This window comes from Anaerobiospirillum sp. NML120511 (assembly GCF_023050955.1).
Taxonomy (GTDB): Bacteria; Pseudomonadota; Gammaproteobacteria; order Enterobacterales; family Succinivibrionaceae; genus Anaerobiospirillum.
Genome location: NZ_JALKIK010000030.1, coordinates 40,105 through 66,989, shown reverse-complemented (window position 1 = coordinate 66,989; position 26,885 = coordinate 40,105). Strand labels below are relative to the sequence as shown.

10 protein-coding genes and 1 pseudogene are annotated in these 26,885 nt (G+C 53.3%); 5 read left to right on the top strand and 6 right to left on the bottom strand.

What is annotated here, in order from left to right:
* The 3 genes and pseudogenes from MXE39_RS09005 to MXE39_RS08995 all read right to left on the bottom strand — a co-directional run.
* Positions 1 to 567: pseudogene (locus MXE39_RS09005) on the bottom strand (flagellin); the annotation flags it as partial.
* Positions 568 to 1,244: 677 nt separating this feature from the next.
* Positions 1,245 to 1,955 carry a septation protein IspZ gene (locus MXE39_RS09000; protein ID WP_246978330.1) on the bottom strand — a complete coding sequence of 237 codons (711 nt, stop codon included), beginning with the start codon at positions 1,953 to 1,955 and terminating at the stop codon, positions 1,245 to 1,247.
* Positions 1,956 to 2,175: 220 nt separating this feature from the next.
* The gene (locus MXE39_RS08995) at positions 2,176 to 3,495 is read right to left on the bottom strand and encodes a Y-family DNA polymerase (protein WP_246978329.1); all 1,320 of its coding nucleotides are present in this window, start codon (positions 3,493 to 3,495) and stop codon (positions 2,176 to 2,178) included.
* A gap of 667 nt (positions 3,496 to 4,162) precedes the next feature.
* On the opposite strand from MXE39_RS08995, the gene MXE39_RS08990 reads away from it, so the two are divergent.
* Together MXE39_RS08990 and MXE39_RS08985 are read left to right on the top strand one after the other, a co-directional pair.
* Complete coding sequence (locus tag MXE39_RS08990) at positions 4,163 to 11,224, top strand: diguanylate cyclase (RefSeq protein WP_246978328.1); 7,062 nt, start codon at positions 4,163 to 4,165, stop codon at positions 11,222 to 11,224.
* 227 nt (positions 11,225 to 11,451) lie between these two features.
* Complete coding sequence (locus tag MXE39_RS08985; RefSeq protein WP_246978327.1) at positions 11,452 to 13,197, top strand: diguanylate cyclase; 1,746 nt, start codon at positions 11,452 to 11,454, stop codon at positions 13,195 to 13,197.
* Between the two features lie 287 nt (positions 13,198 to 13,484).
* Here the strand turns inward: MXE39_RS08985 and MXE39_RS08980 are convergent, their stop codons facing one another.
* From MXE39_RS08980 to sstT, 3 genes are all read right to left on the bottom strand, one after another.
* The gene (locus tag MXE39_RS08980) at positions 13,485 to 14,243 is read right to left on the bottom strand and encodes a LysE family translocator (RefSeq protein WP_246978326.1); all 759 of its coding nucleotides are present in this window, start codon (positions 14,241 to 14,243) and stop codon (positions 13,485 to 13,487) included.
* Between the two features lie 150 nt (positions 14,244 to 14,393).
* Positions 14,394 to 15,569, bottom strand: a complete 1,176-nt coding sequence (gene hemH / locus MXE39_RS08975) for a ferrochelatase (protein WP_246978325.1) — start codon at positions 15,567 to 15,569, stop codon at positions 14,394 to 14,396.
* Positions 15,570 to 15,969: 400 nt separating this feature from the next.
* A complete protein-coding gene (gene sstT / locus MXE39_RS08970) occupies positions 15,970 to 17,223 on the bottom strand; it encodes a serine/threonine transporter SstT (RefSeq protein ID WP_246978324.1) in 1,254 nt (417 codons plus the stop codon).
* Positions 17,224 to 19,101: 1,878 nt separating this feature from the next.
* Between sstT and MXE39_RS08965 the strand changes: the two genes are divergently transcribed.
* From MXE39_RS08965 to MXE39_RS08955, 3 genes are read left to right on the top strand one after another with little or no spacing between them, the layout of a single operon-like run.
* Positions 19,102 to 20,868: a DUF3375 family protein gene (locus tag MXE39_RS08965; RefSeq protein ID WP_246978323.1), complete on the top strand. Its 1,767-nt coding sequence runs from the start codon at positions 19,102 to 19,104 to the stop codon at positions 20,866 to 20,868.
* A 28-nt stretch (positions 20,869 to 20,896) separates the two neighbouring features.
* Entirely contained in the window at positions 20,897 to 21,865 is a 969-nt protein-coding gene (locus MXE39_RS08960) for a DUF4194 domain-containing protein (protein ID WP_246978322.1), read from the top strand.
* A 20-nt stretch (positions 21,866 to 21,885) separates the two neighbouring features.
* Positions 21,886 to 26,706 carry an SbcC/MukB-like Walker B domain-containing protein gene (locus MXE39_RS08955; RefSeq protein ID WP_246978321.1) on the top strand — a complete coding sequence of 1,607 codons (4,821 nt, stop codon included), beginning with the start codon at positions 21,886 to 21,888 and terminating at the stop codon, positions 26,704 to 26,706.
* The last annotated feature ends 179 nt before the right edge of the window (positions 26,707 to 26,885 follow it).

Below are 26,885 nucleotides of genomic sequence, written 5' to 3'. Positions count from 1 at the left end.
CAGTTTGGACATAATGGTAGTAGTTACTTCAAAGTCAATGGTATCGCCTTTGTTGGCACCCACCTGTAAAGTCAGCTTACCGGTGTCAGCGTTAGCAGCTGCACCACCAGCACCGGCCTGCTTGCCGTAGATGGAGGTGTCGTTGGCACCGTCCAGAACGGTCTTGCCACCGAACTTGGTCTGCTGAGCAATACGGGTGATTTCAAAGCCCAGAGCGTCGGCTTCTTTCTTTAAGGCAGCGCGGTCTTCTGCAGTGTTGGTGCCGTTAGCAGCCTGAACTGCCAGGGTACGAATTTTCTGCAGCATGGAGGTGGTTTCATCCATGGCGCCTTCGATGGTCTGAGCAAGGGCAATACCGTCAGATGCATTGCGGTTGCCCTGGTTGAGACCGTTGATCTGTGTTGTCAGTCTGGAGGATATCTGCAGGCCAGCAGCGTCGTCCTTGGCACTGTTAATTCTCATGCCGGACGAGAGGCGCTGGTATGTGGTCGTAAGCTGATTCTGTACGTTGTTAAGATAACGACGTCCATTGAGCGAGCTTACGTTCGTATTGACGTAAACAGCCATTTATAACCTCAGTATTTCTCTACTTATTCAATCCTGAACAGTGCAGGTATGGCCGGGCATATTTGGTGGAGCAGCTTTATTGGCGGCATGCTGCTATGACGGAACGTCCTGGCGTGGGAGCGTTTACAAAGCCCTGTAAATTACTCCTGCAGCTGTCGATCGTTAATCAGAACGCTTCAGTAGCGCTGTTGTAAAGGTATAAAAGCCATAATATGCAAACCATGCTTATAAATAAGAATTAAGTATCTATTATAGATACATTAGTTTATGCGTAAATAGTAGAGTGTAAATCTGTTTTATAAGTTTGGCAGTCCTTGCTGATAATGATGCAAAAGATGATTTATATCGAGCAAATAAGTAAAACAATGCGATATTCAGCATGTTCTTGAGCCCGGTGACGGGAACAGTCTGAATCTTGGAACTTCAGCTTTATGAGGATACTCAAACAGCTGTTATGGTTGGGCTACTGGCATGGCATGGGCAGGGAGATCAATGGGGGAGTATCTCAGTTTGGACGTGGGCTGTGTGAGCCTGGTGAGGCCGGGCTTAAGAAGCAAAAAGGCCTGAGTGCGCTCTGCTCTCAGGCCTTTTGCGGGGACCGCTGCTGTGGCTGATCTTATATGGCAGTCAGGAGACGGTCCGATATGTGTGGATGGGTGGTATGATCCAGGCCCTGATTATTTTCTGTTCTGTGGGGAGCTTTCAAACTCGGCTTCATTGCGAACAGGGCAGACAGCTGGCTCGCCTGAATTTGAAGCTGAGGCTGCAGAATGAGTTTGCTCAGAACCATCAGGATTCTTGCGAATTTCCTTGAACATGGCCAGAACCTCAGGGTGGCGACGCAGGACTACGGCAAAAATGAAGATAGTAAAGGTAACGTTCAGGGCTGGGCTGCCAAAGGTCTTGTAGTTTACCCACCATGACTCTGCTGTCTTGAGGTCAATATCAAACAGGTATGGGGTGTAGAAAGCTACGACCATGTTTACTATACCGACGAAAGTAAACCAGAACATGAAGTAACTGCCCAGCTTAAACCAGATAGGCTCAGGCAGCGGCATTTCGCGGCCAAAAAGGTAGGCAAAAGGATTGCGCTTAAGGCCAAACTGAAGCACGCCAATGGTAATGGCAAGAATCCAGTTGACTACACTTGGCTTCCATTTGATGATTTGAGGATCATCTAACAGAATGGTTGGAAGTCCGAATAACATCACAGCAATGGTCATAAAGACCTGAATGCGTGAGGTTTTGCGCCACAGCAGGTATTGAATGGCAAATGACAGTATGCAGCCGGCAATGATAACGCCTGTTGCCAGGACCAGGTCACCAGTCCAGCGGTAGGTCACGAAAAAGGCTATGGCAGGTGCAAAATCCAGAATCTTCGCGAGCATTAGTTTTCCATTGTGTTTTGCTTGAGAAGCGGAGCCGTTCCTTACAAAGAGCGGGTCCATCCGACTGAAACAGGATCAGTCATACAGGCCTTCAGGTTTAAAGGCCTGATCACGGTATTATCGCAAAAATCGACGGTCCTGATGCAGAGATTGATCACAAATGATAAAGGTGCAAGCCTGGCAATTGCCTGGGGTGAATTAAGATAAGGACTTTTGCAGGCTATTCAAGCTGAGGCAGGTCATCCCATGAGGTGGTGTAGCGTGGTGACAGGGAGTTTTTATTGGAGAATGCCTCAGCCTGCTCCACACCCTGGGCTCCAAGGAAGATATGATGGGCATGCCCCTGATGGTTGATTTTATCCATGGCAGCCATAAGGCCATCAGAGCGGGCTGTATCTTCATCACTGCGGTTTTGTGTAAACAGATCGTTCTGGAAAGAGCGGCTGGTAGACAGTGAGGACAGCAGCACTCCGGCTTTATTGTACTTATAGCCATCAACATAAATCTGCTTGAGCAGTTCATGAACCACATAAAGAACTTCGCGGGTATCGGCTGTAGGTACCTTGAGAAGGGCAGAGCGGTCAGCAGCGAACTTGGGATCGTTGCCAAAATATGAAGTTCGTATAAATACCGTTATCTGGCTGCAGTACTTGTGCTGATTGCGCAGCTTGTGACAGGCCGATGCCGTGAAGTTTGCCAGAGCCTGATGCAGTTCCTCAATGGTGGTCAGGCGACGGGTAAAGGAGCGCGACCACATGATTTGCATGGTGTCATTGCTGTCTGACTCATCTTCAACTGCGTTGATATTGTTCAGCTCCTGCACTGTGCGCATCAGCACAACGTTATAACGCTTTTTGATGGCCTGAGGGCTCTGGGTAGACAGGTGCCATGCCGTTACAATGCCTTCGTTGCGAAGGCTTTCATTCAGGCGGCGTCCAACCCCCCATATCTCATCGACGGGATTACGGCGCAGCAGTCGCATACGGGGAAAGTCACGAAGTACCGAGTAGACGCCGTGAGTCTCGCCACGCTGCTTTTTGGCATGATGATTGGCAAGTTTAGCCAGAGTCTTGGTTCGGGCTATTCCTACACCTACCGTTATTCCAACCAGGTTGAATACTGCGTTGCGTATCAGTACAGCTTTGTCCTGAGCTTCCTTTTCCGTCAAGTTGCGAAAGCACAGAAAGGCCTCGTCTACAGAATAAACTTCAGTGTGGTCACAGATATGCTCCAGAACCTCCATGACGCGGCGGGAAATATCAAGGTACAGTGAAAAGTTTGAAGAAAAGCAGACTATTTTGTGGCGGGCTATCTTATCCCTGATTTTAAACACAGCTATGCCCATGGGAATACCCAGGTCTTTTGACTCCTGGGAACGGGCAATGACACAGCCGTCATTATTGGAAAGTACCAGCAGAGGACGGCCGTCCAGATCTGGTCTGAACAGTCGCTCGCAGCTGCAGAAAAAGTTGTTGCAGTCCACTAGCAGGTAGACCCGCTCGTATCTGATGGAATCAGGATCTTCAGTGTCCTTACTCATGGCTGCAAAGCTCCACTAACTGTTAATTGCTCTGTTACTGGTTCCGGTACTATTTCATTAATTCAAAGTGATCACAGGATGGTGAGCAGCATGGAGCTCATTGCTGGGACCTCAATTGAGTGCCTTGAATTATAGCCAAACAAGGCGCCGGGACACACCAGGATGTAAATTGTGGCATTGATAGTGCATAGGGTAGGATGAGATTCGGGATATAACTACACCTCGACGCTGTCAGGGCCTGTAAATCATGGTTTTGCTCTGATTATGCACTTACAGATGCTTTATATCGTATATACAAAAAAGTAAATACATCACTGCATTTGTTATGAAACCAGGATCTCTGATTGTGAGCTCTGCCTGATTATGGGAAAAGGTGTGCCCTTTTTGCTCAAAATTATGCATCTTAATCCGGTTACTGCGGGCCATGATTGCTATAATTGGTCAAAAGTGGAGCAAGGCTCCACAGGCCCCGTGCGGGCACCACTGCCATAAGCAAACATGAGGCTGTCCATGGACAGTCCCTTTTGAGGGTGCTCCACAATCAAGCATAGGCAGTGCGTCACTGTCTGTGCGCTGCTGCATTGGCGTGCTATCTGACGTCTGAAAGTTTTTTCTTTAGCCCTGATTTGTCTTAATCAGGGACTGAGCATGCGTACTAAGGAGAGCTATGGACAACACACAATCCCGCTCTGGTCACTTTGAAGCTGAAAGCACTGCGGGCGCTGACAGAACCTCTGTCGGTTTAGCAGATCGTGCCCAGGCAGCTCAGCAGGACCAGAAGGAAGCCATGCCACGCTCTCAGTGGCAGTGTTTGCGTATGCAGGCCCAGGCACGACCAGGTCACTTAAAACCTTCTCGACCATATGAAGGCTATCACAATGCTGTTGCAGCTCTTGAACGTCAGCATAGTGCTCAGTCTGCAGAAACAGTACTTACTAACAGTGATGCTAACAATATAAAATCCGAAGCATCATCCGCTCAGCCAGCAGTATCAGCAGCTCCTTCAGTTAAGGCAGCGAGCACTGCAGCTCCTGCATGGCCATCAGTATCGGTGTCGGTACATGATGCAGCCACAGCTGTACAGGAAGGTACAGTCCAGGGAGCCAATGAGTCAGGCGACTCAGGAGCCGAGGGCGACTCGTCAACTGTCGACTCGGAGCAGGATCTCGAGAGTGCCCGGTCCGGCTTAATCTCTGAAACATGTAATCCAGCTGAGCAAGCCGATGCCAGTGCGGCTCAGGACATTAAGAGCGAAGCGCCGACCGTCATCAATTCTGAAGCATCAGATGCCGGTGAGCCAGTTAAAGAACAGGTTATTTGCGAAGCTGTATCCTCTCATATTGCAGAGGCAGCTTCTGAATCTGACGCATGTGAGAGTGCCAGCTCCCGTTTTGAGGAGCGATATGATGAAAAATCAGTCAGTGAGGCTATAGCCCATGAATCAGTAGAGCCAGCCATTTGTGAGGCAGAGGCTGCTGAGACAGAAGTTGCTGGTGCCGGTGAGGCTGAGACATCAGAGGCTATAGAGCCAGTTAATGAACAGGTTATTAGCGAAGCTGTATTCTCTGATTCAACAGATGCAGCTTTGGAATCTGATGAATGTGAGAGTGCCAGCTCCCGTTTAGATGAGCAATATAATGAAACTGCTGCCAGTGAGGCAGTAGACCCTGAATCAATAGAGCCAGCTGAACAGACAGCGGCAAGTGAGGTCGAAACCTCTGAGACGGTGGAGCCAGAAGAAGAGCCGGCCGCCTGCGATGCTGTCTGCCCGGAAACAGAAGAATCAGCTGAAGTGTCTGATGCCAGTGAAGCCCTGGCCCCTGAATCAGTAGAGCCAGCTGAAGAGACAGCGGCAATTGAGGTCGAAACCTCTGAGACAGTGGAGCCAGAAGGAGAGCCGGCCGCCTGCGATGCTGTCTGCCCGGAAACAGAAGAATCAGCTGAAGTGTCTGCTGCCAGTGAGGCCCAGGCCCCTGAATCAGTAAAGCCAGCTGAACAGACAGCTGCAAGTGAGGACGAAACCCATGAGACGGTAGAGCCATTAGAAGAGCCTGCCGCTTGCGATGCTGTCTGCCCGGAAACAGAAGAATCAGCTGAAGTGTCTGCTGCCAGTGACGCCCAGGCCCCTGAATCAGTAGAGCCAGCTGAAGAGTCAGCGGCAATTGAGGTCGAAACCTCAGAGAAGGCAGAGCCAGAAGAAGAGCCGGCCGCCTGCGATGCTGCCTGCCCGGAAACAGAAGAATCAGCTGAAGTGTCTGCCGCCAGTGAGGCCGTAGCCCCTGAATCAGTAGAGCCAGCTGAACAGACTGCTGCAAGTGAGGACGAAACCCCTGAGACGGTAGAACCAGTAGAAGAGCCTGCCGCCTGCGATGCTGCCTGCCCGGAAACAGAAGAATCAGCTGAAGTGTCTGCTGCCAGTGACGCCCAGGCCCCTGAATCAGTAGAGCCAGCTGAAGAGTCAGCGGCAATTGAGGTCGAAACCTCAGAGAATGCAGAGCCAGAAGAAGAGCCGGCCGCCTGCGATGCTGCCTGCCCGGAAACAGAAGAATCAGCTGAAGTGTCTGCTGTCAGTGAGGCTGTAGCTCCTGAATCAGTAGAGCCAGCTGAACAGACAGCTGCAAGTGAGGTCACAACCTCTGAGACGGTAGAACCAGTAGAAGAGCCTGCCGCCTGCGATGCTGCCTGCCCGGAAACAGAAGAATCAGCTGAAGTGTCTGCCGCCAGTGAGGCCATAGCCCCTGAACTGGTTGAAGCAGTTGAAGAACAGGCTATCTGCGAGGCTGTATCCTCTGATTCAACAGAGGCAGCTTTGGAGTCTGATGCATGTGAGAGTGCGTGCTCCAATACTTTGGAGCAATTAGAGGAATCTGCTGACAGTAAGGCTGAGGCCTCTGTTATGGCAGAGACAGTTGCAGAGTCATCCGACAGTGATGATGACAGCTCAGAGTCGGTAGAGTCAGTTGAAAATCCGTCTTTCAGTGAGGAAGAGTCCTCACAGTCCGTAGAGATGGCTGCAGATGCTGATGGATGCGATACTCAATGCTCCGAGTCTGATAACAGTACAGAAGATAGTTCTGAAGAAGATAACCACTCTGTAAGTGTTTACAGTTATGCCGGTGATCTGCAAAGTGATGCCCTGACCCCATGGGGCCATGGCAGTGTCATATCTGATGCTCAAGATAGCAGTTCAGAGGGTTTGTCACGTCTGGACGATCCTCAAAAAGATGAGATTGAGCCTCTGTGCGGATGCAGCTCAGAAGATGCTGAAGCTGAGCATGAGGCCGAAAGACTTGATGCTCAGGAGGCCGGATCATCTGATGTTGATGAAGGCTCTGAATGCTCGATGTCCGTAGAGCATGTTGAAGAGCCAGAAGCATGTCCAGCTGAAAGTGCTGAGGTTGTGCCGTCAGCTGAAGAGCCTGATGAGTGCAGGGCTGAAAGTGCTGAGGCCATGCAGTCCGCTGAAGAGCCAGCAGCATGTCCAGCTGAAAGTGCTGAGGCTGTGCCGTCCGCTGAAGGGCCGACTGATGCCGATGTGGCTGATGAGGGGGATGGCAGGGCTGCAGCTGAGGAAGATAAGGGCACTGATTTTATTTCCGAGGCTGTTGCTGTTGAAGCTGTGGCTGGCTGTGATGATGCTTACGGTAGTGATGGCAGCAAGGACAGTGAAAGCAGCATCAGAGCCGAGCTTGAGGGTTCTTTTGACCCTTATACCGCTCATTCCCGTGAGGAATATGAGCGTGTAATTGCGCGTGCCCGTGCCATTGCTCATGAGCGCCATGATCAGATTGAAGAAAGTGAGCATGCTCAGAGAATGGCCCAGCAGGAGCGCGACAATAACAGCGCCATGATGGAAAATGCCCGTGCTCTGGCCGAAATTGCAATGAAGGAAGGCCTGGGCTCGCTGCTCTTTGCCAAAGGTTCGGGCTCTCATACTGAAAGTTCCAACAGCATTTCCACTCAGGGATCAGGAGCCGGCGTTGCGGTATCAGGCCCTGAAATGACCATGGTAGCCCCGGGCATGCTTGGTCCTGCTGCTGCCGCTGCTTCCGGCTATCATGGCAGTACTGCCATGGGCCGTCGTCCTTTTGCCTATTTCAAGACCACCAGCCGCTCCAACATGCCTCGTGACCGGGTGTTCCTGGGCTTTGGTGCCCGCGCCAACATGGACGTGGATATCTACAGTGGAGCTGCAGGAGTCCAGCCTCATACTGCCGGAACCTTGGTGCCTGGTGTTTCATCAGATACTCATTCATCATCTGCCGGTGGTGAGCATGTCGATACTGTTTCTGTTGAAGATTTCAAGCTGCATGACCGTGGTGATGAAATTTCTGTAGGCCAGCCAAAGTCTGCCTATGATGAGTCTTTTGGTTCCCAGGATACAGCAGAGCATAACAATAAGGCTCTTGATCCCGGACTTCTCGACAGCCACGAGAGCATTGGCAGACTGGGCAAGGTCTCCAATGTCCGTTCCGACCTTGAAAACGACATCAACGAAAGCGAGATCCGCCATGAGGATCCTGAGTACTGGACCAGCACTGTAGTTGAGGCTCACGAAGAGAGCACTCTGCCAGCCAGTGCCTTTGCCTGCGACGGTCCGCTTGATGATATGCCGACTGCATCCCCTGCAGGTCATATCATTCCGGTCAATCCTCAGGAAGAAGCCGGCTATATTCCAGAGCCGGAGCCTGCCTGTGATGGTCAGAGTTCTGATGGTGCTGTTGCTGACGGAGCTTCAGCCTCCTCAGGTGTGTCAGGAGCTCAAGGCGCATCAGGAGCGGCCTCAGGTGCAAACAGGGCAGCATCTGTGTCTTCAGCATGGGCGGTAAGCCCAACAGGCGGTATGGCATCTGGTCTTGCTGATGATGAAAGTCGCCAGAATTATGTAATTCAGGGGCATGAGCGTACCATTGCCCAGCCGCAGGGGCTGCCTGATCAGGCCGGTGCGGCCTGTCCGCTGGCCCCTCCTTCAGGGATGGGAGTAAGTGCTGCAGACAGCTGTGGCGATGCTCCTCATGACTTCTTTGCTCCCGGTATGCCGCATACCGGTCACCGCAGTGACAATGCCAATTACCGTGGCGGCTACATGCCTTGTTACTTCCTCTATGACAATGGTGAGGATCGCTATCTTCTCGATGAGGGCAGCTGCCGTCTTATTGGCATTACCTATACCGGTGACTGGGTACCAAGCTCCTTTATCAACAATCAGCTGGCTCTGATTGATGAGGAGGAGCTCTTCAGTGTCTTCTTCAGTCCATCTGAGGGCAATAATGTCTTCTCGCATGTGCGCATCAAGCAGGGCCCGCATCAGGGAGAGTGCCTGTATATCTCAGGCTCTGTAGTACAGCGTGATGATACCGGTATTGCCATGCTGGTATCGGGCTACTTTACCCAGATTAAGAGCAACTTCATGGAGTGCATGTGCCGCTTCATGAACCAATCCGCATCCTTTGATATCGATACCTTTACCGGTGAAGTGCATTTTGGCCCGGCTTTCCACATCATGCTCGGCCTTGATGAAAACGAGGCCATGCCTGCAACCATCAGCGAATATGAAGAAAACTTCATTCATCCTGAGGATCTGGTTGTTTATCGCCGTCAGAGTGACATTATCTACAATCCGCGCATGGGTGATTATTACGAGAGCATCTATCGTATCAAGCACCGTGGCGGATACTACATCTGGTGTATCGATCGTGGTCTGGTTATTGAGCGCCGTCGCTCAGGCAAGGCTTCCCGTATTATCGGTACCACCACCAATATCGATGTGGTTCGCTCCAACTTTGAGCGTCTCAAGCGTTCAATCTATCAGGATCCGCTGACCGGCCTGCACAACCGCCTGTACCTCAATAGCCGCTACAAGTACTTCACCATGGAGGAAAGTCAGCCGCTGTCACTGGTATATGTGGACATCTCAGGCCTTAAGGTTATCAACGACTATCTTGGTCACGCCAAGGGTGATGAGCTCGTCAAACTGTCAGCTCAGATTCTTACTACCGATGTCTATCTTGACCACGAGGTGGTACGCCTGTCCGGTGACGAGTTCCTGCTGATTTTCACCAACTGCTCAGATGTGCAGTGCAAGATTTTCATTAACAAATTTGCCTGTGCTCTGGATGAGCGTAACCGCAACCACGAATTCCCGCTGCCAATCTACTTTGGCTTTGGTATAGCCACTCTTAATGAAATTGATGACGGTGATACCTTCCTGCGCTGCGAAGCCCGTGCCGACGTACGTCTGCAGGAGTACAAGACTGTACACCGTGAGCGCATATATACCGCACTGCGTGCCTTTATCGAGGCTGCTCTTGGTCACCCTGTGGATCTTACGGACAACAGACGCCTTGAGTATCTTGAAAAGGACAAGGAAGATCAGCCTGATGTAGTACCTGAATTTCAGCTTGATGCCCGTGAGCGCGAAGCCCGTGGTCTTGAGCCTCTGCCAGAGATGGAGAACTCAAGCCCGGCACCGGCTCCGGCACCATCACCTTACAGTGAAGTGTTGCGCCGCTTTAAGGGATCATTTGCCGGCTCCCGCTGGCAAAGCCCACGCTATCAGATTGGCCGTGCTCTTACTGAGCTGCGCTCTCCTGAGGAGCAAAAGCTCGAGGATGAGCGCCTTACTCAAAACGGCAGTACTGATAACAACCTTGGCATGTCCAGCATTTCAGATATGCGCGCCTCAAGCAAGGTACATGATCAGTCAGGATCAGGATCTGCACGGCGCATAACTCCTGCCACCATTGATTTCAGCAGCGTAAGCCAGCTGGCAGTAAGCTCAACCCGCGGCATGAGCCGTGAGCTGGCCATGGACGATGACTTCGTCTCCTCGGTAATGCGTCTGCAGGTGCAGGGATGTCCGCTGCTCAATCGCAATGAGCCTGCTGAGGTAAAAGCCCGCAATCATTCCAGTGATGTGGTCAAGGCTGCCAACATGATGCAGTACAGTGAGCGCCCTGATGCTCAGGCATCAGCTGAGGTCTTTATGGCCGCCACCGACGGCAGGGCCCCAGCCGCCACCGCCGACACCGCAGCTGCAGCCGCTGTCACCGCCGCTACTGATGCAGCAGCTGACAGCAGCATTCAGCCTCAGCCATATGAGGTTTCAGATGCAGGCGCTGCGGCTGCTGCTGGTGCAGCTGCAGCTGCTGTACAAAACGGTTTGCATAGTGAATCTGATGTGCACTGTGCCGCTCAGGGAGCTACTGCTGCCGAGGCTACTGCCGCTGCAGCCGGAGGGGCTGACCCGCATGTCCTGCAGGTAGCTGATGGATCCTGGGCCGTGCAGTCACAGGAAATCAGCTCGGTATCTACCAAAGACTTCCCGTCAGATCTGATTGATGGCAATTGTGTTGCCATGTCATATGAGGGCAGTCAGGCAGCAGGCAGCTTTGACAGCAATGATCTGTATCACCGCCGTATGATTATGGAGGCCGAGCAGGCCGCTATGGATGATATGAAATATGCGGCTAATTCGGTTACCGTACCTGAAGATCTCAGCGCCGGTTTTGAAGCTGTTGATGCCAAAGACCCTGATGTGCAGAGCCATGTGCTCAACCATGCCCATGATGAGGGCCATGATCTGGTGCGTCCTGAGCATCTGCAAAGCGAAGAAGTAGATCGTTCCAGCGCTCAGTCAGTATTGCAAAGTTCCGATACCAGAGGCGCGCTTGAGGCCGCACAGGCTTTACTGTCCAATCTCCATGAGGTCGAGCCTCAGGACAATTAAGCTCAGAACCTGCCAACTGTGGCCGCAGCGGCAGCGCCGTAGCTGCCGTGCCGCAGCTGTCGTGCCGCAGTCAGAGGCAGCGGCCGCTGGGCCGGAGACGCACTGCACTGCCTTGGCAAGCCAGGGCGGTACTGGGCAGGCGGGCCGCTGGGCCTGAGGATATCAGCAGCATTTGGTTTTCAGCCGGGTGGCACTTGAGGGTGCCTTTTTAGCACGAGGTTTTTACGATGAACAGCAGCCAGTCGGGTAAGCAGAATCTGCTTGAAGGCAGGCAGGTGCCTGGCTATTGGATTTTCCGTGGTGATACACGCCAGTTCATGCTGGATGTTAATTGCGCCGCGATTTTTGGTATCGAGCAAATCAATGAGTGGATCTCCGAGGATGTGGTGCTTGAGCATATCACCATGACCAATATGGAGCGCTACTTCCGTGTAACTGATACCCGGGATCTGGGCAGCATTATCTTTGAGGACATCAGAATCACTCAGGGACCTAATGCCGGTCAGTCCTATGTCATCAATGGCTCTGTTCTGACCCGCTTCCCCGATGGCAAGGTGCGTTACGCCACCGGCTATATGGTTAATGCCCAGTCTACTTTCTCGGAGTTTATCGCCAGGGAAATTGCCGGAGATGACTTCTTCTCCTGGGACGTTGAATCAGGCCGCCTGCGCTTTTCCTCCAGCTACTGCCGTCTGCTGGGCTATGATGAAAGTGAGTTCCCTCAGACCTGGGATGAGTGGGTTGCCCTGGTGCACCCTGATGACAGGGACATGATGGAAATCGAACATCACATCACTGTAACTCCTTACTACGGCGACAGCTTTGAGTTCTGTCTGCGCCTGCGTCACTACGATGGTCACTACATCTGGGCACTGGGCCGTGGCATTGTGCTGGGCCGTAATGAAAACGGCGTAGCTACCTCTCTGATTGGCAGCTTTTCGGACATCAATCTTGTCCAGGATAACTTTGACAACATCAAGCAGCTGCTTTACACCGACACTCTTACGGGCCTGAAAAACCGCTCCTTCTTCCAGCACAATTCAGCCAGGTGGCAGGATGAGCGCTCCGCTCCCGTTTCTGTTATTTATGCTGATGTTACCGGTCTTAAGATTACCAATGATGTGCTTGGTCATGCCGATGGCGACATTCTGCTGCTGACTGTAACCGAGGCCCTGACCACAGTTGTTACCCGTCCGTGCGATATCATGCGCCTTGCCGGTGATGAGTTCCTGGTTATTATGACCCGCTGTGATGCCGATGAATGCGCCGCCATTATGAACGATATGGTGGCTTATATCGACAGGCACAACAGCTCTCCTGAGGTTATGCCTACCTTCGTGGGCTTTGGACGCGCCACCATGGGCGAGGTAGAGCAGGATACCCTGCACGCCTGTATTGAGCGTGCTGACGTGCGCATGCAGGCCAACAAGGACGCCAACCGCAAGGACAATTACGGCAAGCTCAAGGTTTACCTTGAAAAGCGCAAGGGACGTCCTGTTTCCATGCGTGATGGCCGTCGTCTTGAATACCTCTCACCTGAGCAGCGCGAGCACATGCACGATGGTGTACCTGACGCCGCTATTGATATGGCAGCTGCAGCTGCCGCTGCAGCTGGAGCCATACCGAACGTTCCAGGTGCCATCGCTGCTCCGGCTGGCACACCGGCTGCCGCTGCACTGGCAGCAGCCTCTGAAGAGCATGACCCTTCTGTGGGACAGGTTCAGACCCGTCCTGAGGAACTTGCTGACAGTCAGTCCCAGCCAGTACTGTCACAGGCAGATGACGGGCAGGCGACGTTGCGTGTAGCATCTGAAGTGGTCACCTCTGCTTCAGATCAGTCTTGTGCCCTGATTCCAGGTACAGCTCTGCCAGCTTCGGCTGGTTCTGGGGTTAAGCCTGAACAAATCATGGCCCGTCCAGGTCAGGAGGGCGCCCGTATGACCACTGTGCGCACCGCCAAGACCCCATATTAGATATTTGCAGGCATCAGGCTGTCACCCGCCAGGCCTCAACAAGACAAAAAGCCAGAGCTCCCTGTTTGCAGGATGCTCTGGCTTTTGTCATTACGGACAGCGAAAAACAACCCGGCGGGCTGCATCACCTGACACAGCCCACTGCGCTGAGCCCGGTTATGGCAGCAAGGCGCGGATGCTGTCTGTGGCCTGTAGTGGACGCTGTATGCAGCCGGTAGTGTACGCTGTCTGTAGCCGGTTGTGGACGCTGTATGCTGCGGTAGTGGACGCTGTGTGTAATGCGCTTTCTAAAGCGTTATAAGAGTGTAAATTGCCAGACTGAAGAAGATCAGGGCGGAGGCGCTGTTGAGTATCAGGTTAAAGCGTGGTGACTTGAATGCTGTGCTTAAAGTGCCGGCAAAAACAGCAATGGCACTGAACACAATAATGGTAGCGGCAGTGAAAATCAGGCCCAGCAGCGTCATCCATGCCATAAGCTCAAGGCCATGGGCATTTGGGGGCAGAAACTGAGGGAAGAATGACAGGAAGAACAGCTGCACCTTGGGATTGGTGATGTTCATGATAAAGCCACGGCGCACCAGCCTGCCCATACTCAGTGACTCAGTTGCCGCCGCAGACCCGCCATCAGAAGGGCCAGCTGAATCGGCAGCCGCAGGCCTGCCTGCAGGGGCGGTTGCATCACCTGCGGCAGTGCCCGCAGCAGCCGCATCAGCGGCGGCGGATGCTGGTGCCGATGGCGCACGACTGGCGCGCAGCAGGGAAATGGTAGCGCGCGTGGCGCCCAGAGTAAGCCAGAGCAGATAGCCGGCACCGGCGAGCTTTATCACAGTAAGCAGTACCGGCATCCCCGATACAAAGGCCGTTACTCCGGCTATCATGCAGGCTGTCTGGACCAAAATGCCAAGGCAGAGGCCGGTAATGACAGCAATGCCACGCCTTACGCCATAAAGGGCACTGTTGGTAAGTACAAAGATATTGTCAGGGCCGGGAGCCAGAGACAGGATAAGTGAGGTCAGAGCAAAGGAAAGGATAAGACTGATGCTCATGGCAAATCATTATGTTTGAGGGGCACAAATGACCATGGTCCTGCACTGCAGGGCCATGGCAGGACGGCCATGCTGCCTGACTGGGCATGGCACGGCATGGTCTGGCAGCGCCTGCCCTTTCATTGCAAGGTCAGACGGGGCCGGGGCGGATTAGAGGTCTTCGCTTGAATACATGAGCAGTCTTGCCATCAGCCTGGTATGTTGTGCTGTGGCATTTAAGCATGGGATGTAGCTGAAAGACTCGCCGCCGTGATTCATAAACTGTTCACGCAGATTGATGTCGATGTCATAAAGGGTCTCAAGGCAGTCAGTAGAGAAGCCCGGCGCCATTACTACCAGACGGGTTACGCCTTTGGCCAGCAGGGCATCAACATGCTCCTCAAGATATGGCTGCAGCCATGGCATAGGGCCCATCTTGCTCTGGAAAGCAATGGAGCTGCGGGTATCATCAAGTCCCAGCTGACGGAAAATGGCATCAGAGGTGTTGCGGCACTCGTTGAGATAAGGATCGCCCAGAGTGATATAGGTCTTTGGCAGGCTGTGATAGGTCAGCAACAGGTGGGAGCGCGGATCAGCAAGGGACTGAGCTGCCATGGAGGCAACGCTGGAGATGTAGAAATCGTTGGTGCTGTAGCTGCGTACCATGGCAAAGGTAGCCTGAGGGAAGGTCTTTTTGAGCTCTTCAAGCTCAAGGCGTGGGCGCTTTGAAGTGGTGTCTGAATACTGAGGGAAGAGCGGAATAACAGTGATATGACCAAAGCCCTTTGAAATCAGGGCACTGGCAATTTCCTTGAGGCCATCGCCAGTGTAGGCATAGGCAGGAACCACCACGTATTCGACATTCTCGCCGCTGCAGGCTGCACGGGCTGCAGTGCTTTTGCACATTGAGGCGTCAAAAAGAACATTGCTGTCATTACCTGCAAAACCACCAGCTCCGAAAAAGGAAGATGCTGAAGGGGATGCAATGGAGGCAAAAGAGGTTGCAGCTGCGGCGGGCGCTACCTCAGAGGCTGTGCCCTGAGCACGCTTTGCCTGGGCTGCTGCCTGGTTATGTTCGGTCAGCAGGGTGTGCAGTTCTGAACACAGCTGCTCCATGTCGCGCAGATAAGGGTTTTTGCCGTCAACGAATATTTTGTCATAACGGCCTACAAGGCGCTGAGGTCGTGATTTTAAAATCATGTTCCTCAGTATTGGCTGCCATAAGAAGCGTGGCAGCTTTACTACCAGCTTGTCTGACAAAAAGCGGTTGATATAGTCTCTGATGCAGGCCGGATCAAGATTTTCAGGAGATCCAATGGTATAGAGTATGACAGCATGTTTGGACATAACATTTCCCTTTTGTTCTTATCAGGCAGGTGCAGTTGCACAAAACATATGATCGCCCCACATTAGAAGCGCAGACAGATGATTATTATAACAGTATGAATGAGCCGCTTTTATGACGACCATCCCGCCCTGAAAATAAGTTTGTCCTGTCCAGTCACTTAATGCACGCAGCGCCCTGTAGCGCAGGGAGCATGTACGGCGGCGGCGCACCATGGCGCAGCGCACCAGGTGCAGCGCCATGGTAGCTCTGCCGTTCAGGCCGGCCGGGCCGACGTGTCAGGCCGGGAGGCTGTCCGCTTTGTGGCGGTGCACAAAACACAGGGCCGGCAGCGTGAGCTGTCGGCCCTGTGGATTTCAGATCTGTGCCTGACTGAGTTGCCCTTAACAGGGCATTGGATTATCAGGCCTTAGCCTTGCCGGCTGCAAGACGATCAGCGCGGCGGCAGGCAGCTGCAGTGAACAGTACGTCAGTAGAGGAGTTCAGAGCAGTCTCAGAGGAGTCTTGAATTACGCCGATAATAAAGCCGATACCTACGATCTGCATGGCAACGTCATTTGGAATGCCGAAGATGGAGCAGGCCAGAGGAATAAGCATCAGGGAACCGCCGGCTACACCTGAGGCGCCGCAGGCACAGACTACGGAAACTACGCTCATGAGCACGCTGGAGAAGAAGTCCACCTCTACACCCAGGGTGTGTACGGCAGCCATGGTCATGATAACGATGGTAACACCGGCACCGGACATGTTGATGGCACTGCCCAGAGGAATGGTGATGGAGTAGGTCTCACGTGGCAGCTTAAGTTCTTCACACAGAGCAAGGTTCACTGGCAGATTGGCAGCAGATGAACGGGTGAAGAAAGCTGTGGTACCTGACTTGGCAATACAGGTCATGATAAGAGGATATGGATTTTCGCGGGTGGCAGCATAGACCAGAGCGGCATTGATACCAAAAGCGATAATCAGCATGGTGGCTACCAGAACCACTACTACATGGACGTAGTTTAAGAGGTTGGCAAAACCGCCCTCGGCAGTAGCTGAGCTGAATACCAGACCCATAACACCCAGAGGAGCAAAGCGGATAACCATACGGACTACGGCAGCTACGGACTGGGCCAGATCCTCAAGTACGCGCTTGGTATTGTCGTGAGCAGCACGGAAAGCAAGACCAAGTGCAATGGACCACAGCAGAATGCAGATAAAATTGCCGGTGAGCAGGGCATTGAAAGGATTATCAATGGCCTGTCTGATGACATTGGAAAGCACTTCGCCAATGCCCATTGGAGGGGTAACGCCCTCTACGGCATCCTGCAGCTGGGTGAAGTTGCTTGGAAAAATGTAGCTCATGGCTACGGCCAGAGTAGAGGCCATCAGCATGGAAACTATATAAAGGAAAACTACCGGCTTAACATTGGAGTTGGTACCTTTCTGGTGACGGGCAATGGCGGCTGCTACCAGAACAAATACCAGCAGCGGAGCAATGGCCTTAAGCGCTCTTACGAAGAGGTCACCGAACATGGGAATTACAGATTTGTCATTTGGGAAAATAAGGGCCAGCACGATACCGGCAATAAGACCAATGACAACCTGCAGGATGAAAGGTACGCGGTTGAGAGTCTGAGCGAGTGGGAATTTGTTGTTGACTGGTTCTGACATTTGGAAAAACTCCAATGTTAGCTGACCATAGGATGCGCTGCTTGTCGATGCAGGCAAACCACCTTGGGGTGCCTTATGCTCTCATTGTGACAAGGCCCCGGCCATACGGCTGAGTATTGTGTGTTCAGCCTGCACAGCCTCAGTGCAGTTCCATAGTTAAAAAGTACAGGTGGTCGGTCAGATGAATGAAGCATACTCCAGGGCCCTGCCTACCATGCAGGCGCTCTTTGGAGTGCATCATGAGTATAAAACCAGGCTGTCAGGGAGCCTTGACGGGCGGTTCCCCGAAGACAGTCAGGTGCTCGATACTCTGATGCGCTCTGGATACTGGCATCTTTTGACGTGCTGAAAGCCTGCCACAGTCTGCGCCACGGGGCATCTGACCCTCAGGCAGACTGCCATGGCATAAGGGCGGCTGCAGCTCAGTATCCGGTGCGTAAGAAATGACAGCTGCGGGCATTAACCTCAATGCCGCCCATAACGGGCATGGCATCTTATGAGCAGGTTGGGCGCACACAGCAGGACATGATCCGGCAGAAGGGAGCTCATTACGCACAAAAACAGGTCCATTATATATGTGGAAAATGGCCAGACCCGGTGCAAATCATGATTTTGCACTAGTATGGTGCGCGGGTGTCATCCTTTTTTGATCCAGCACACACCACAACAGCATCATGGCACCTTAATTTAGTGTCTGAAAAGGCCAAAAGTGCCAGCCCATACCTCAAAAGGCCCGTTTTCGCCCCAACCCCATCCCCATGCACTGCACCTGGCAGTCGCCCCGCAACTCCCAATGCAGTTCCTGCCTTTTGAGCCCTCAGTGCAGGCATGGGGCACGCCTGGGACAGCCTGGCCATTGGCTCCAGGGCATCCACAGTAACCAGGCTCCAGCAATGGGGCATGGCAGGGGCCATGTCCGAGGTCGTGTTCCGGGCATGCCCAGGTATGTTCAATGGGGCATGCCATAGCGGCATGAGTGGGGACCTGGAGGCAGGGACTGTCAGCAGGGATTTGCGGCGGGCAGAGCTGGCATTGAAGCTGATTTTTATGAGCAGCTTCACACTCTTAATGGTATAATGCGCCCCATCAGGATAGGTGTAATCCTTACCGGGCTGAGCCGATCGGCTGTGCCCTCTGACAGGCCTGTGACCCTGTCTTCTTTGTTTCTTTTCTTGTGGCCCAGATGAGGAAAGCTCCCAGCTGTCCAAATGGGTATCTTCTTATTATCTGTATCAGACTTTGCAAAGGATCAGCGGGGCCTGCCATTGTGAGCAGGACCTGACAGGCGCGCCTGTGCGCGCCGCGCCCGGCGCCGTGTGCGGCTGACGGGCAGGGCGGCTCAGTGTGCGTCACCTCTTGCTGCTCTGTGCTCTGATGACGGTAACAGCATGCCCGGCGGCATCTTTCTTCAAAACTGCTGTCTGCTCTGTCCCCGGCGGGGCGGTGTGGACGTGTCCGGCCTGCGTCATTGCCTGGGCTTGTGCCCGGGCTGCGGTCAGACTGGCTGACGGGCTGCCTGAATTTCTGATATTTACGTGATTTGCACGGTGGCATCCTCAGTAAAATCCATCCTGGATCTTGCTTAGGAGGCGCCGATTAAAGTAAGCTTTTGCTTTTTGCACGCAAAAGGGCACGCAAAATAGCAAGCCGTTGGGCATGCCATAGGGCGCGCCATGAGGCATGCCATAGGGCACGCCATGAGGCATGCCATAGGGCAAGCCATGCGGCACGCCCGGGTGTGCGCAGCGCCGTAAGGCGTCATACTGCCGCGATGCCGGGCAGGGACCTCCGCTCATGATGAAGAGGGCGGGAGTGCTCAGGGGGCTGCCATCCTGTATAAGGTGCAGCCGGGTTAATTTCCTTTAAGGAACAGGTTTCATGACTGTCGATTATCGTTTCTTTGTCACACAGAGGGCGCAGAATCCTGCCTGGAAACTGCTCTGCGCAACTCATGCGCCGGTGATTCTGACCTTTGTTCATGAGGCCTTTATCAGGCAGTCACGTACTGCAGCCCCTGAGTCTGAGCTGGTCGAAGTCCTCAAGGACATCATTTTCAATATCAATGGCGGCCGCCTCAATCATCAGTCAGCTGCCCTTGATAATGCAGCTTTCTTCCGCGATTTCATGAATGAAACCGGAGCTGATGCCGCCTCATTGCCTGGTGCCGGTCTTGACGGAAGCCTTGATGATGAGGGTGACGATGGCGAGGCTGAGCATGGGGGCTATGGTGCTTCCGGCGCCACAGGTGCCTCAGGCGGCGACGGAGGAGCTGATGGCGCTGATGCAGAGGATTCGGTGCAGGCCAGTGCTGAGCGTGCTGCAGCCCGCGCTGTTGAGCGCCGCCGCAAGGCTGATGAGCGTCTTGACAGCAATGAACTCAAGGATGAGCCGCTGTACTATCTGCGCCGCTGGTCTTCTGAAGAAGAGCGCTATTTCTTCTGCGAATATGAAGGCAGCAGCGACAGTGAGCCTGTTTACAAAATTACCCCTGACCTGCAGCGTGCCTATTCCTTTATCGTGAGCATGCACGATCAGAACCGCAACTTTATTCCTACCGAGTCGCGCTTCAAGGAACTCCTTGAGATCCTCAAGGAAGTGCATATGAGTACTGAGGGTAATGTTGAGGTATATCTTGAGGATCTGCTGGCCCAGCGTGAGGCTCTGGACCGTCAGATTGAAAAGGCCCGCCGTGGTGAGATCATCACCCTTTCTGACTCTCAGGTACGTGAGCGCTTCCTGCAGTTCCAGCATGATGCCATTGAGCTGGTTGATGACTTCCGTCAGGTGGAGTTCAATCTTGGTAATCTGGACAAGGAAATCATGCAGGACATTCTCAACTGGACCGGTCCGCGTGGTGAGCTGCTCGACAAGTACTTCAATCAGAATGAATACATTGAAAATACCGACCAGGGCCGTTCGGTAAAGGCCTTCTCCCGCCTGCTGCTGTCATCTTCAGATGACGAGCTCATTATCAAACGCATTGACAACCTTATGCATCATCCGGCCGTAGCTGATCTGCACAAGGATGAGCGTATCCACAATATTCACGATACCTGGCTGGCCTCACGACAGAATATCGAGCGCATCATGGGTGCCTCGACCAAGCGTATCAAGAGCTTCCTGCAGCCGGCCAATCTTGATGCCAACCGCTTCCTTAAGGAGCGCATCAAGTCCATTACCTCCAAGGTAATCTCCCTTACCCGTGAGGACGGCCTTGATAATCTGCCGCCTAAGCTCATCGAACTTGAGATTCCGCGTGCTGATATCAAAATTCCTTTTGACAGGCCTCTGGCTACCGTTTCTGACCGTCTTGAGTTCAATACTGAAATCAGGAATGACGAGTTCAGACCGGATGACCACCGTCTGTTTGATCAGGTAGTGGTAAACCCTGAGCTGCTGGCTCATCACATTGCCGAATACATGCTTGAAAAAGAGGAGGCTGATCTTATCGATATCGTTAAGAAACATCCTCTGGAGCACGGCATTACCGAGCTTACCACCTATGTGAAGCTGGCTATGGCCGGATTTGACCTTATTGAGGACAGCAGCCGCTACGATCTGTACCGCTGGGAGGCCGTTGACCCTGATGGCAACCGCGTTGCCCGCGTTGCCCGCCTCAAACACCTTACCTTAAAGCGCCGCTGATGGTGCATTGCGTTGGACAGGAGCCACCATGTCTGGATTTGATGACAGCACTGACAACAGTCAGGGCAATAAGCAGGATTACGATATGCTCTATGGTCAGCTCGACAGTCTTGCTGAGCAGGGAGCTGCCCTGAGTTCTGACTCTGCCGGTTCCGGCGCTGATGACGCCTGGGGCGGCAACTCTGCCTGGGCAAACCAGTGGGGCGCAGGCAGCCAGGAGGGCGATGCTGACGGTGATGGCAATGGCATGGACCAGACACCCGAAGACGCAGATGGTCAGGGTGATCGATCAGCACGCATCAGACTTGTAACTCCGGGAGCCCTGGTGGTCTATCTGCTCAAGGGCTATATCGACCGTGAGGACAATAAGCTGCTCTTTGAATCTCTGCTGCGTCAGGAGCGTGAGGTTGAGGAGTTCTGCCGCCGCATGTATCTGCGTCTGGTAGTTGACCATGATGCCGGCTATGCCTATGTGCGCTCTCTTACTGAAGAGGAAATGCCTGAGGACAACAGTCAGCGTCCTCCACAGCTGCTGACCCGCCGTGCCCTGCGCTTTTACGACAGCCTGATGCTTATTCTGCTGCGTCAGCGTCTGCTTGAGTTTGACATGTCAGGTCACTTTGGCCGTCTCGTTATGGAGCGCTCGGAGATTCTCTCCCTGGTCAAGACCTTCCTGCTCAATGTCAACAATGACAAGCGTCTTGATGACAATCTCAACCGTTCCATTGATGAGCTGTGCAGCCTTGGTCTGCTCTCCCGCAACAACTCCGGTGCTGCAGGCAGGAATAAGGGCAGGGAAAGCAAGGATATGGAGCGCTACGAGGTCAAGCGCATTATCAGTGTGATCATTACCCCTGAGATTCTCAAACAGGCCGATGACATTCTGGAAAGCTACGTTAAGCACATACGTGAAGGCGGCCGTTCCAAGAACCGCATTATGGACGGTGATGGAGAGGCAGGCATGGACGATGGCTTTGCCTCTGACTCTGCTCAGTAGCTTTGCGGAGCACTTTTTTCATGCAGGATTATTCTTTAACTGAGGACGGACACGAAGTAATGGACTCTGACAAGGATATCAACGAGAGCCAGAATCCTGAGCTCGACGCTCAGGAGCAGCAGGCTGCGCCAGCTGAGGCGGCTGTCGATGCTGCCATCGAGGCGGCCGCCGATGCGGCTGCTGACGCAGCTGACAGCGCTGCTGCTGACGGCACCGCCAGCGCAGCAAGCGGCGGCGTCGAGGGCGCAGCTGCGGGCTCTGACGGGGAAAAGATCCCTGATGCCGAGGCTGAAGTAGTCAACCTGGGCAGCGACAGTCTGCTTGAGATTGCCGATGATCAGGATGTAATGTCCCTTTCTGATGAGGAGCTGGCCCGCTTTGCCCGCCGTCCAGTCAGTTTTGAGGGCTTCCGTCTTGAGCGTGTGGACGTCTATAACTGGGGCAGCTTTAACAACAACGTAAAGTCTGTGTACTTTGGCGGCCAGAACGTTCTCATGACCGGTGATAACGGTGCGGGCAAGTCCTCCATTATTGACGCCATTACCGTACTGCTCTACGACGTCAAGAAGGTCACCTTCAACCAGGCAGCCGGTGCTGAAAAGGGCGAACGCTCTCTGTCGTCATACGTGCTCGGTCTTTATAAGAACGACAACAGCTCGGGCGTCAAGACCGAAATGGGTCTGCGTTCACGCGACAAGGCTGTGCTTACCGTACTGATGGCCACCTTCTACAACAAGGCCCTCAATGAGTATGTGGTACTGGTACAGTGCATGGTCATTGCCCGTCCCAAGAACACTCCAAGCCGTTACTACTTCATTGGTAACCGCGACTTCAATCTGCAAAATGACGTACTGCCGGTAAAGGACATACGCGATCTGGGCCGCAGACTTTCTGCTCTGGGTGCACAGCGCTATGACAGCTTCTCCCAGTACTACAGCCAGATGCAGCGTCTCTTTGGTATTGAGAATACCAAGGTGCTCGACCTGTTCTACAAGACCATTTCCATGAAGTCCATTAACAATATTTCGGACTTCGTGCGCAACCAGATGCTCGAGGATTTCAACGGCGATGAGCTGGTTGATCAGATGGTCGAGCGCTTTAATGATCTTGATGCCTCCTACCGCTCAGTAGAGGAGGCCCGCAAGCAGGTTCAGGCTCTGGAGCCAATTGTGGTCAAGGGTGAGGAATACAAGAATATCCGCACCCAGAAGGACTTCCTCAATCGCTGCTCTGACGGCGTAGGCCCTTATCTGTACAAGAAAAAGGCCGAGCTTATTACTGAGGAAATCGAGCGCAACAACAGAAGAATTTCCGAGCTTGAGGCTGAAGCTGCTCATACTGCAGAGCAGATTGAGTCCATCAGCGCTCATATGATGTCCACCACGCAGGAAATGTCTCAGCATGGCGGTAACCGCCGTGAAATGCTGGTGCAGAGCATCAATCACGAAAAGAGTTCCCGTGAGCGTGTGTTCCGTAACTACAACGTTATGGCAACCTTTATCACAACTCTGGACCTCAATCCTGTTACTGATGAGCGCAGCTTCAAGAGCATGATGTCCAGCCTCAGTACTCTGAGCGACAAGTTTGCCTCCAGCATTCAAAGCTATGAGGAAAGCATTACCTCGCGTAATGTAGAACTCAAACAGGAGAGCTCACGTCTGCTGGAAATCAACGATGAACTGCGTTCCCTGCGTGGTCGTAAGAGCAATCTGCCAAGCCGTCATATTGAGGTGCGTAACCGTATTGCCGCCCACATTGGCTGTAAGGATACCGATCTGCCTTTTGCCGGTGAGCTCATGCAGATCCGTGCTGATGAAAAGGCTCGCTGGGAGCTGGCCATTGAAAAGGTTCTCCATGGCTTTGCTCTGTCAATGCTGGTTCCTGAGGAGCACTATGCCGAGGTTGCAAGTTTCGTAAACAGCAACAATATTGGCATGCGTCTGGTGTTCTACCGCATCCGTGAGGCTGATGCCTCCACCAGTGCAGCAGCATCCACCACCATGGGCTCGGTCTTTGGCCGTCAGCTCAATGGCTTTGGCATGCGTTCAGGCTCTGAGACTCTGCCACGCAAGATTGAGATCAAAAACGATCCTGTCTTCCAGGGCTTCCTGCGCAATCACCTTGAAAAGAACTTCAACTATGTCTGTACTGAGGACATGACCGAGTTCCGTCAGGAGCGTATGGCCCTTACTCCAAGCGGTCTTAGCAAGGTAGGCGGACGCAACGAAAAGGACGATCGTCGTTCCCAGCACGGTAATGACTTCATTCTGGGCTGGTCCAACGAAGAAAAGATCCTCTTCCTGCAAAACGAGTACACCCGCTGCAACACCATGGTGTCTACCATTGAGGAGACCATCAAGGGACTGCGCAGCGATATGAGTACTATCGCCAACAAGCAGCAGATGATTGCCCGCCTGAGCGAAATTCAGGGCTATGAGTATGTGGACTATATGAGCATTGACGCCACTATTGAGCGTCTGCAGGCTGATCTTGATGAGATCAACCGCTCCAACGACATTGTGGCCACACTTACTCACAAGCTCGAAGAGTACCGTCAGGACAAGAAGAATCTCGAGGACCGTCTGAGCAACTGTCAGCGTGAGCTCGGTCAGCTCCAGTCCCGTAATGAAATGCACATGAATGAGCATCGTCATGCTCTTGATCTGTCCATTTCTGCTCAGTATCTGAGCGCCGAAATTATCAATGCCATCAACCACCTGGTAGAGAAGGCTCAGGAACGTCTTAAGTACACCACCCTGACCTATGACCGTGTGGAGCACCTGGTAAGCGAAATTGTTTCTGTGCTCAAGCATGAAAGTGCCAGCCTGACCGTGCGTGAAAACGCTCTGGCTCAGGAGCTGGTAAATCTGCAGAGCCGCTTTACTCAGAGCTTTGTTGTAGCCGGACGTAATCTTGATGCATCCCGTGCTGCAGCCTGGGAGGACTTCCGTGACTTCCTTGACAAGCTCATGCGTGACGATCTGCCACGCTTTGTCGATGCCTTCAAGGACAAGCTCAACCGCGAGACCATCGACCAGCTCGGTACCCTCAATGCCGCTCTGATTACTCAGTGCCGCAAGATTAAGGAGCGCATCTCCGACATTAACTCCATCATGAAGGATGTGGACTTCAATCCTGACCACTACATTCAGATGGAAGCCCGTGAAAGCCCTGACAATGAGATTAAGCAGTTCCGCATTGATCTGCGCAGCTGCACCACTCAGGAACAGGTTGAGGGTGAGGAAGAAGAGGGCTCATCAGCACTTGAGCGTGCCGAGCAGCGCTTCTACAAGGTTAAAGCCCTGATCGACCGCTTCAAGGGTGAGGTCAACGGTGCTGAAATTGACCGTCGCTGGCGTAACAAGGTAACTGACGTAAAGCAGTGGTTTGATTTTGCTGCCTCCGAACATACCCGTGAAGATGACAGCCAGGTTGACTACTACGAGGACTCAGGTGGTAAGTCCGGTGGTCAGAAAGAAAAGCTGGCCTATACCGTACTTGCTTCATCCATTGCCTATCAGTACCGCTCCAAGGCACGCCGTCAGGGTGGTATTGAGGTCAATGAGGCCCTGGACCGTGCCCAGATGGAAAGCGCCAGCGGCAATGATGAGAACGCAGCCGCTGCTGAGGCTGCTGCCCTTGCAGCCCAGCAAAATCAGAGCTACAACAGCTCCGATCGCTCTTATCGCTTCGTAATTATTGACGAAGCCTTCGGCCGTGGCTCACCTCAGTCTGTGGACTATGCTCTGACTCTGTTCAGCAAGTTCAATCTGCAGCTGCTGGTAGCTACCCCTATGCAGAAGCTCGACATCATTGAAAAGTATGTCAACCATGTAGCTTTTGTATACCGCGATGAGGACAGTCATGAGTCCACCGTACTCAATTACGAGCTCGATGACTATATCGTCAAGCGCCGTCTCAAGGAGCAGATTGCCCGTCCGGCCATACTCAATCGCAAGATTGAGGGCGATCCTTTAAGCGGCCTGAGCCCTGAGGAGGCTACCCGTCTGTACAATGAGCTCGATGAGCGCATTATCAGCGAGCAGGACCGCTTTGCCGGTCCAAGGGTCAACCCTGAGCGCCCAGCAACCGCATCAGCCTCCAGCGCCAATGATGGCGCCTCCGGTGGCGCAGGCGCCGCCGACAGCACTTCTGGCAGTGCCTCTGGCAGCGATGCTCAGCCAGCACCAAAGGCCGGCTCCCGCCGCCGCAAGGCTGCAGCATCAGCAGAAGCTGAAGCAGCCGCCGCTGCAGCTGACGCCGCCTCATCCTCTGCAGCTGACGCCGCTGCAGAGGGTACAGGCAGCGCAGGCGCTGAGGCTGCCACTGGCGATGCTTCAGAGGTCGGTGCCTGTGGCAACGCTCAGAGCGCTGCAGAGAGCAGCACTGACAGTGAGGCTGAAGGCGCCGCTGACAGCGTCCCTGAGGAAAATGTCGAAAATAAAGAAGACCACATGCATCTTAAGGGTGATGATGGCAAATACCTCGACCCTGAGGTCTACGCCTCCCGCCTGAAAGAAGAGCGCAAGCTCAATGAGGCCCGTCGTACTGATGAGGCTCTGTCCCGTCTGGATTTCCTGGATTCGCTGTACAGCACTCCGGGGGACGAGGACTCAGTGGTCGATATCTCCATTGACGACTCCAGGGGCTACGATGCAGCAAAGGGTACCTCAGAGGATGGGGATCAGGTCTTTATGTATGACCTTGAGCCTGAGTTCAATGAGGAGCGCGCTTCGGCAAAGAAAGGCAAAAAGAAGGCTAAGGAAGAGGAAGAGGAACCTCATTATGAGCATTCTCTTGACGAACTGGTCATTGAGGATGACGACGAGGACGACCTCTGATAACAGCCATGGCCGGCTTTTCTGACAGTACTTGCTTAAGGTCATTACTGAACTTCATTACTGACAGCAAAAGCCTGTCCCCTCAAAGGCATCGCAGCTAAGGCTGCGGTGCCTTTGCCCTGATTAGGCCCTGCACAACGCCAGTGCTGCCCGGATCCACGGGGATCGTGCCTATGCCA

Coding starts and splice junctions, on each gene's coding strand:
- MXE39_RS09000 (WP_246978330.1), bottom strand. CDS start 1,955: ATGCTCGCGAAGATTCTGGATTTTGCACCTGCCATAGCCTTTTTCGTG.
- MXE39_RS08995 (WP_246978329.1), bottom strand. CDS start 3,495: ATGAGTAAGGACACTGAAGATCCTGATTCCATCAGATACGAGCGGGTC.
- MXE39_RS08990 (WP_246978328.1), top strand. CDS start 4,163: ATGGACAACACACAATCCCGCTCTGGTCACTTTGAAGCTGAAAGCACT.
- MXE39_RS08985 (WP_246978327.1), top strand. CDS start 11,452: ATGAACAGCAGCCAGTCGGGTAAGCAGAATCTGCTTGAAGGCAGGCAG.
- MXE39_RS08980 (WP_246978326.1), bottom strand. CDS start 14,243: ATGAGCATCAGTCTTATCCTTTCCTTTGCTCTGACCTCACTTATCCTG.
- hemH (WP_246978325.1), bottom strand. CDS start 15,569: ATGTCCAAACATGCTGTCATACTCTATACCATTGGATCTCCTGAAAAT.
- sstT (WP_246978324.1), bottom strand. CDS start 17,223: ATGTCAGAACCAGTCAACAACAAATTCCCACTCGCTCAGACTCTCAAC.
- MXE39_RS08965 (WP_246978323.1), top strand. CDS start 19,102: ATGACTGTCGATTATCGTTTCTTTGTCACACAGAGGGCGCAGAATCCT.
- MXE39_RS08960 (WP_246978322.1), top strand. CDS start 20,897: ATGTCTGGATTTGATGACAGCACTGACAACAGTCAGGGCAATAAGCAG.
- MXE39_RS08955 (WP_246978321.1), top strand. CDS start 21,886: ATGCAGGATTATTCTTTAACTGAGGACGGACACGAAGTAATGGACTCT.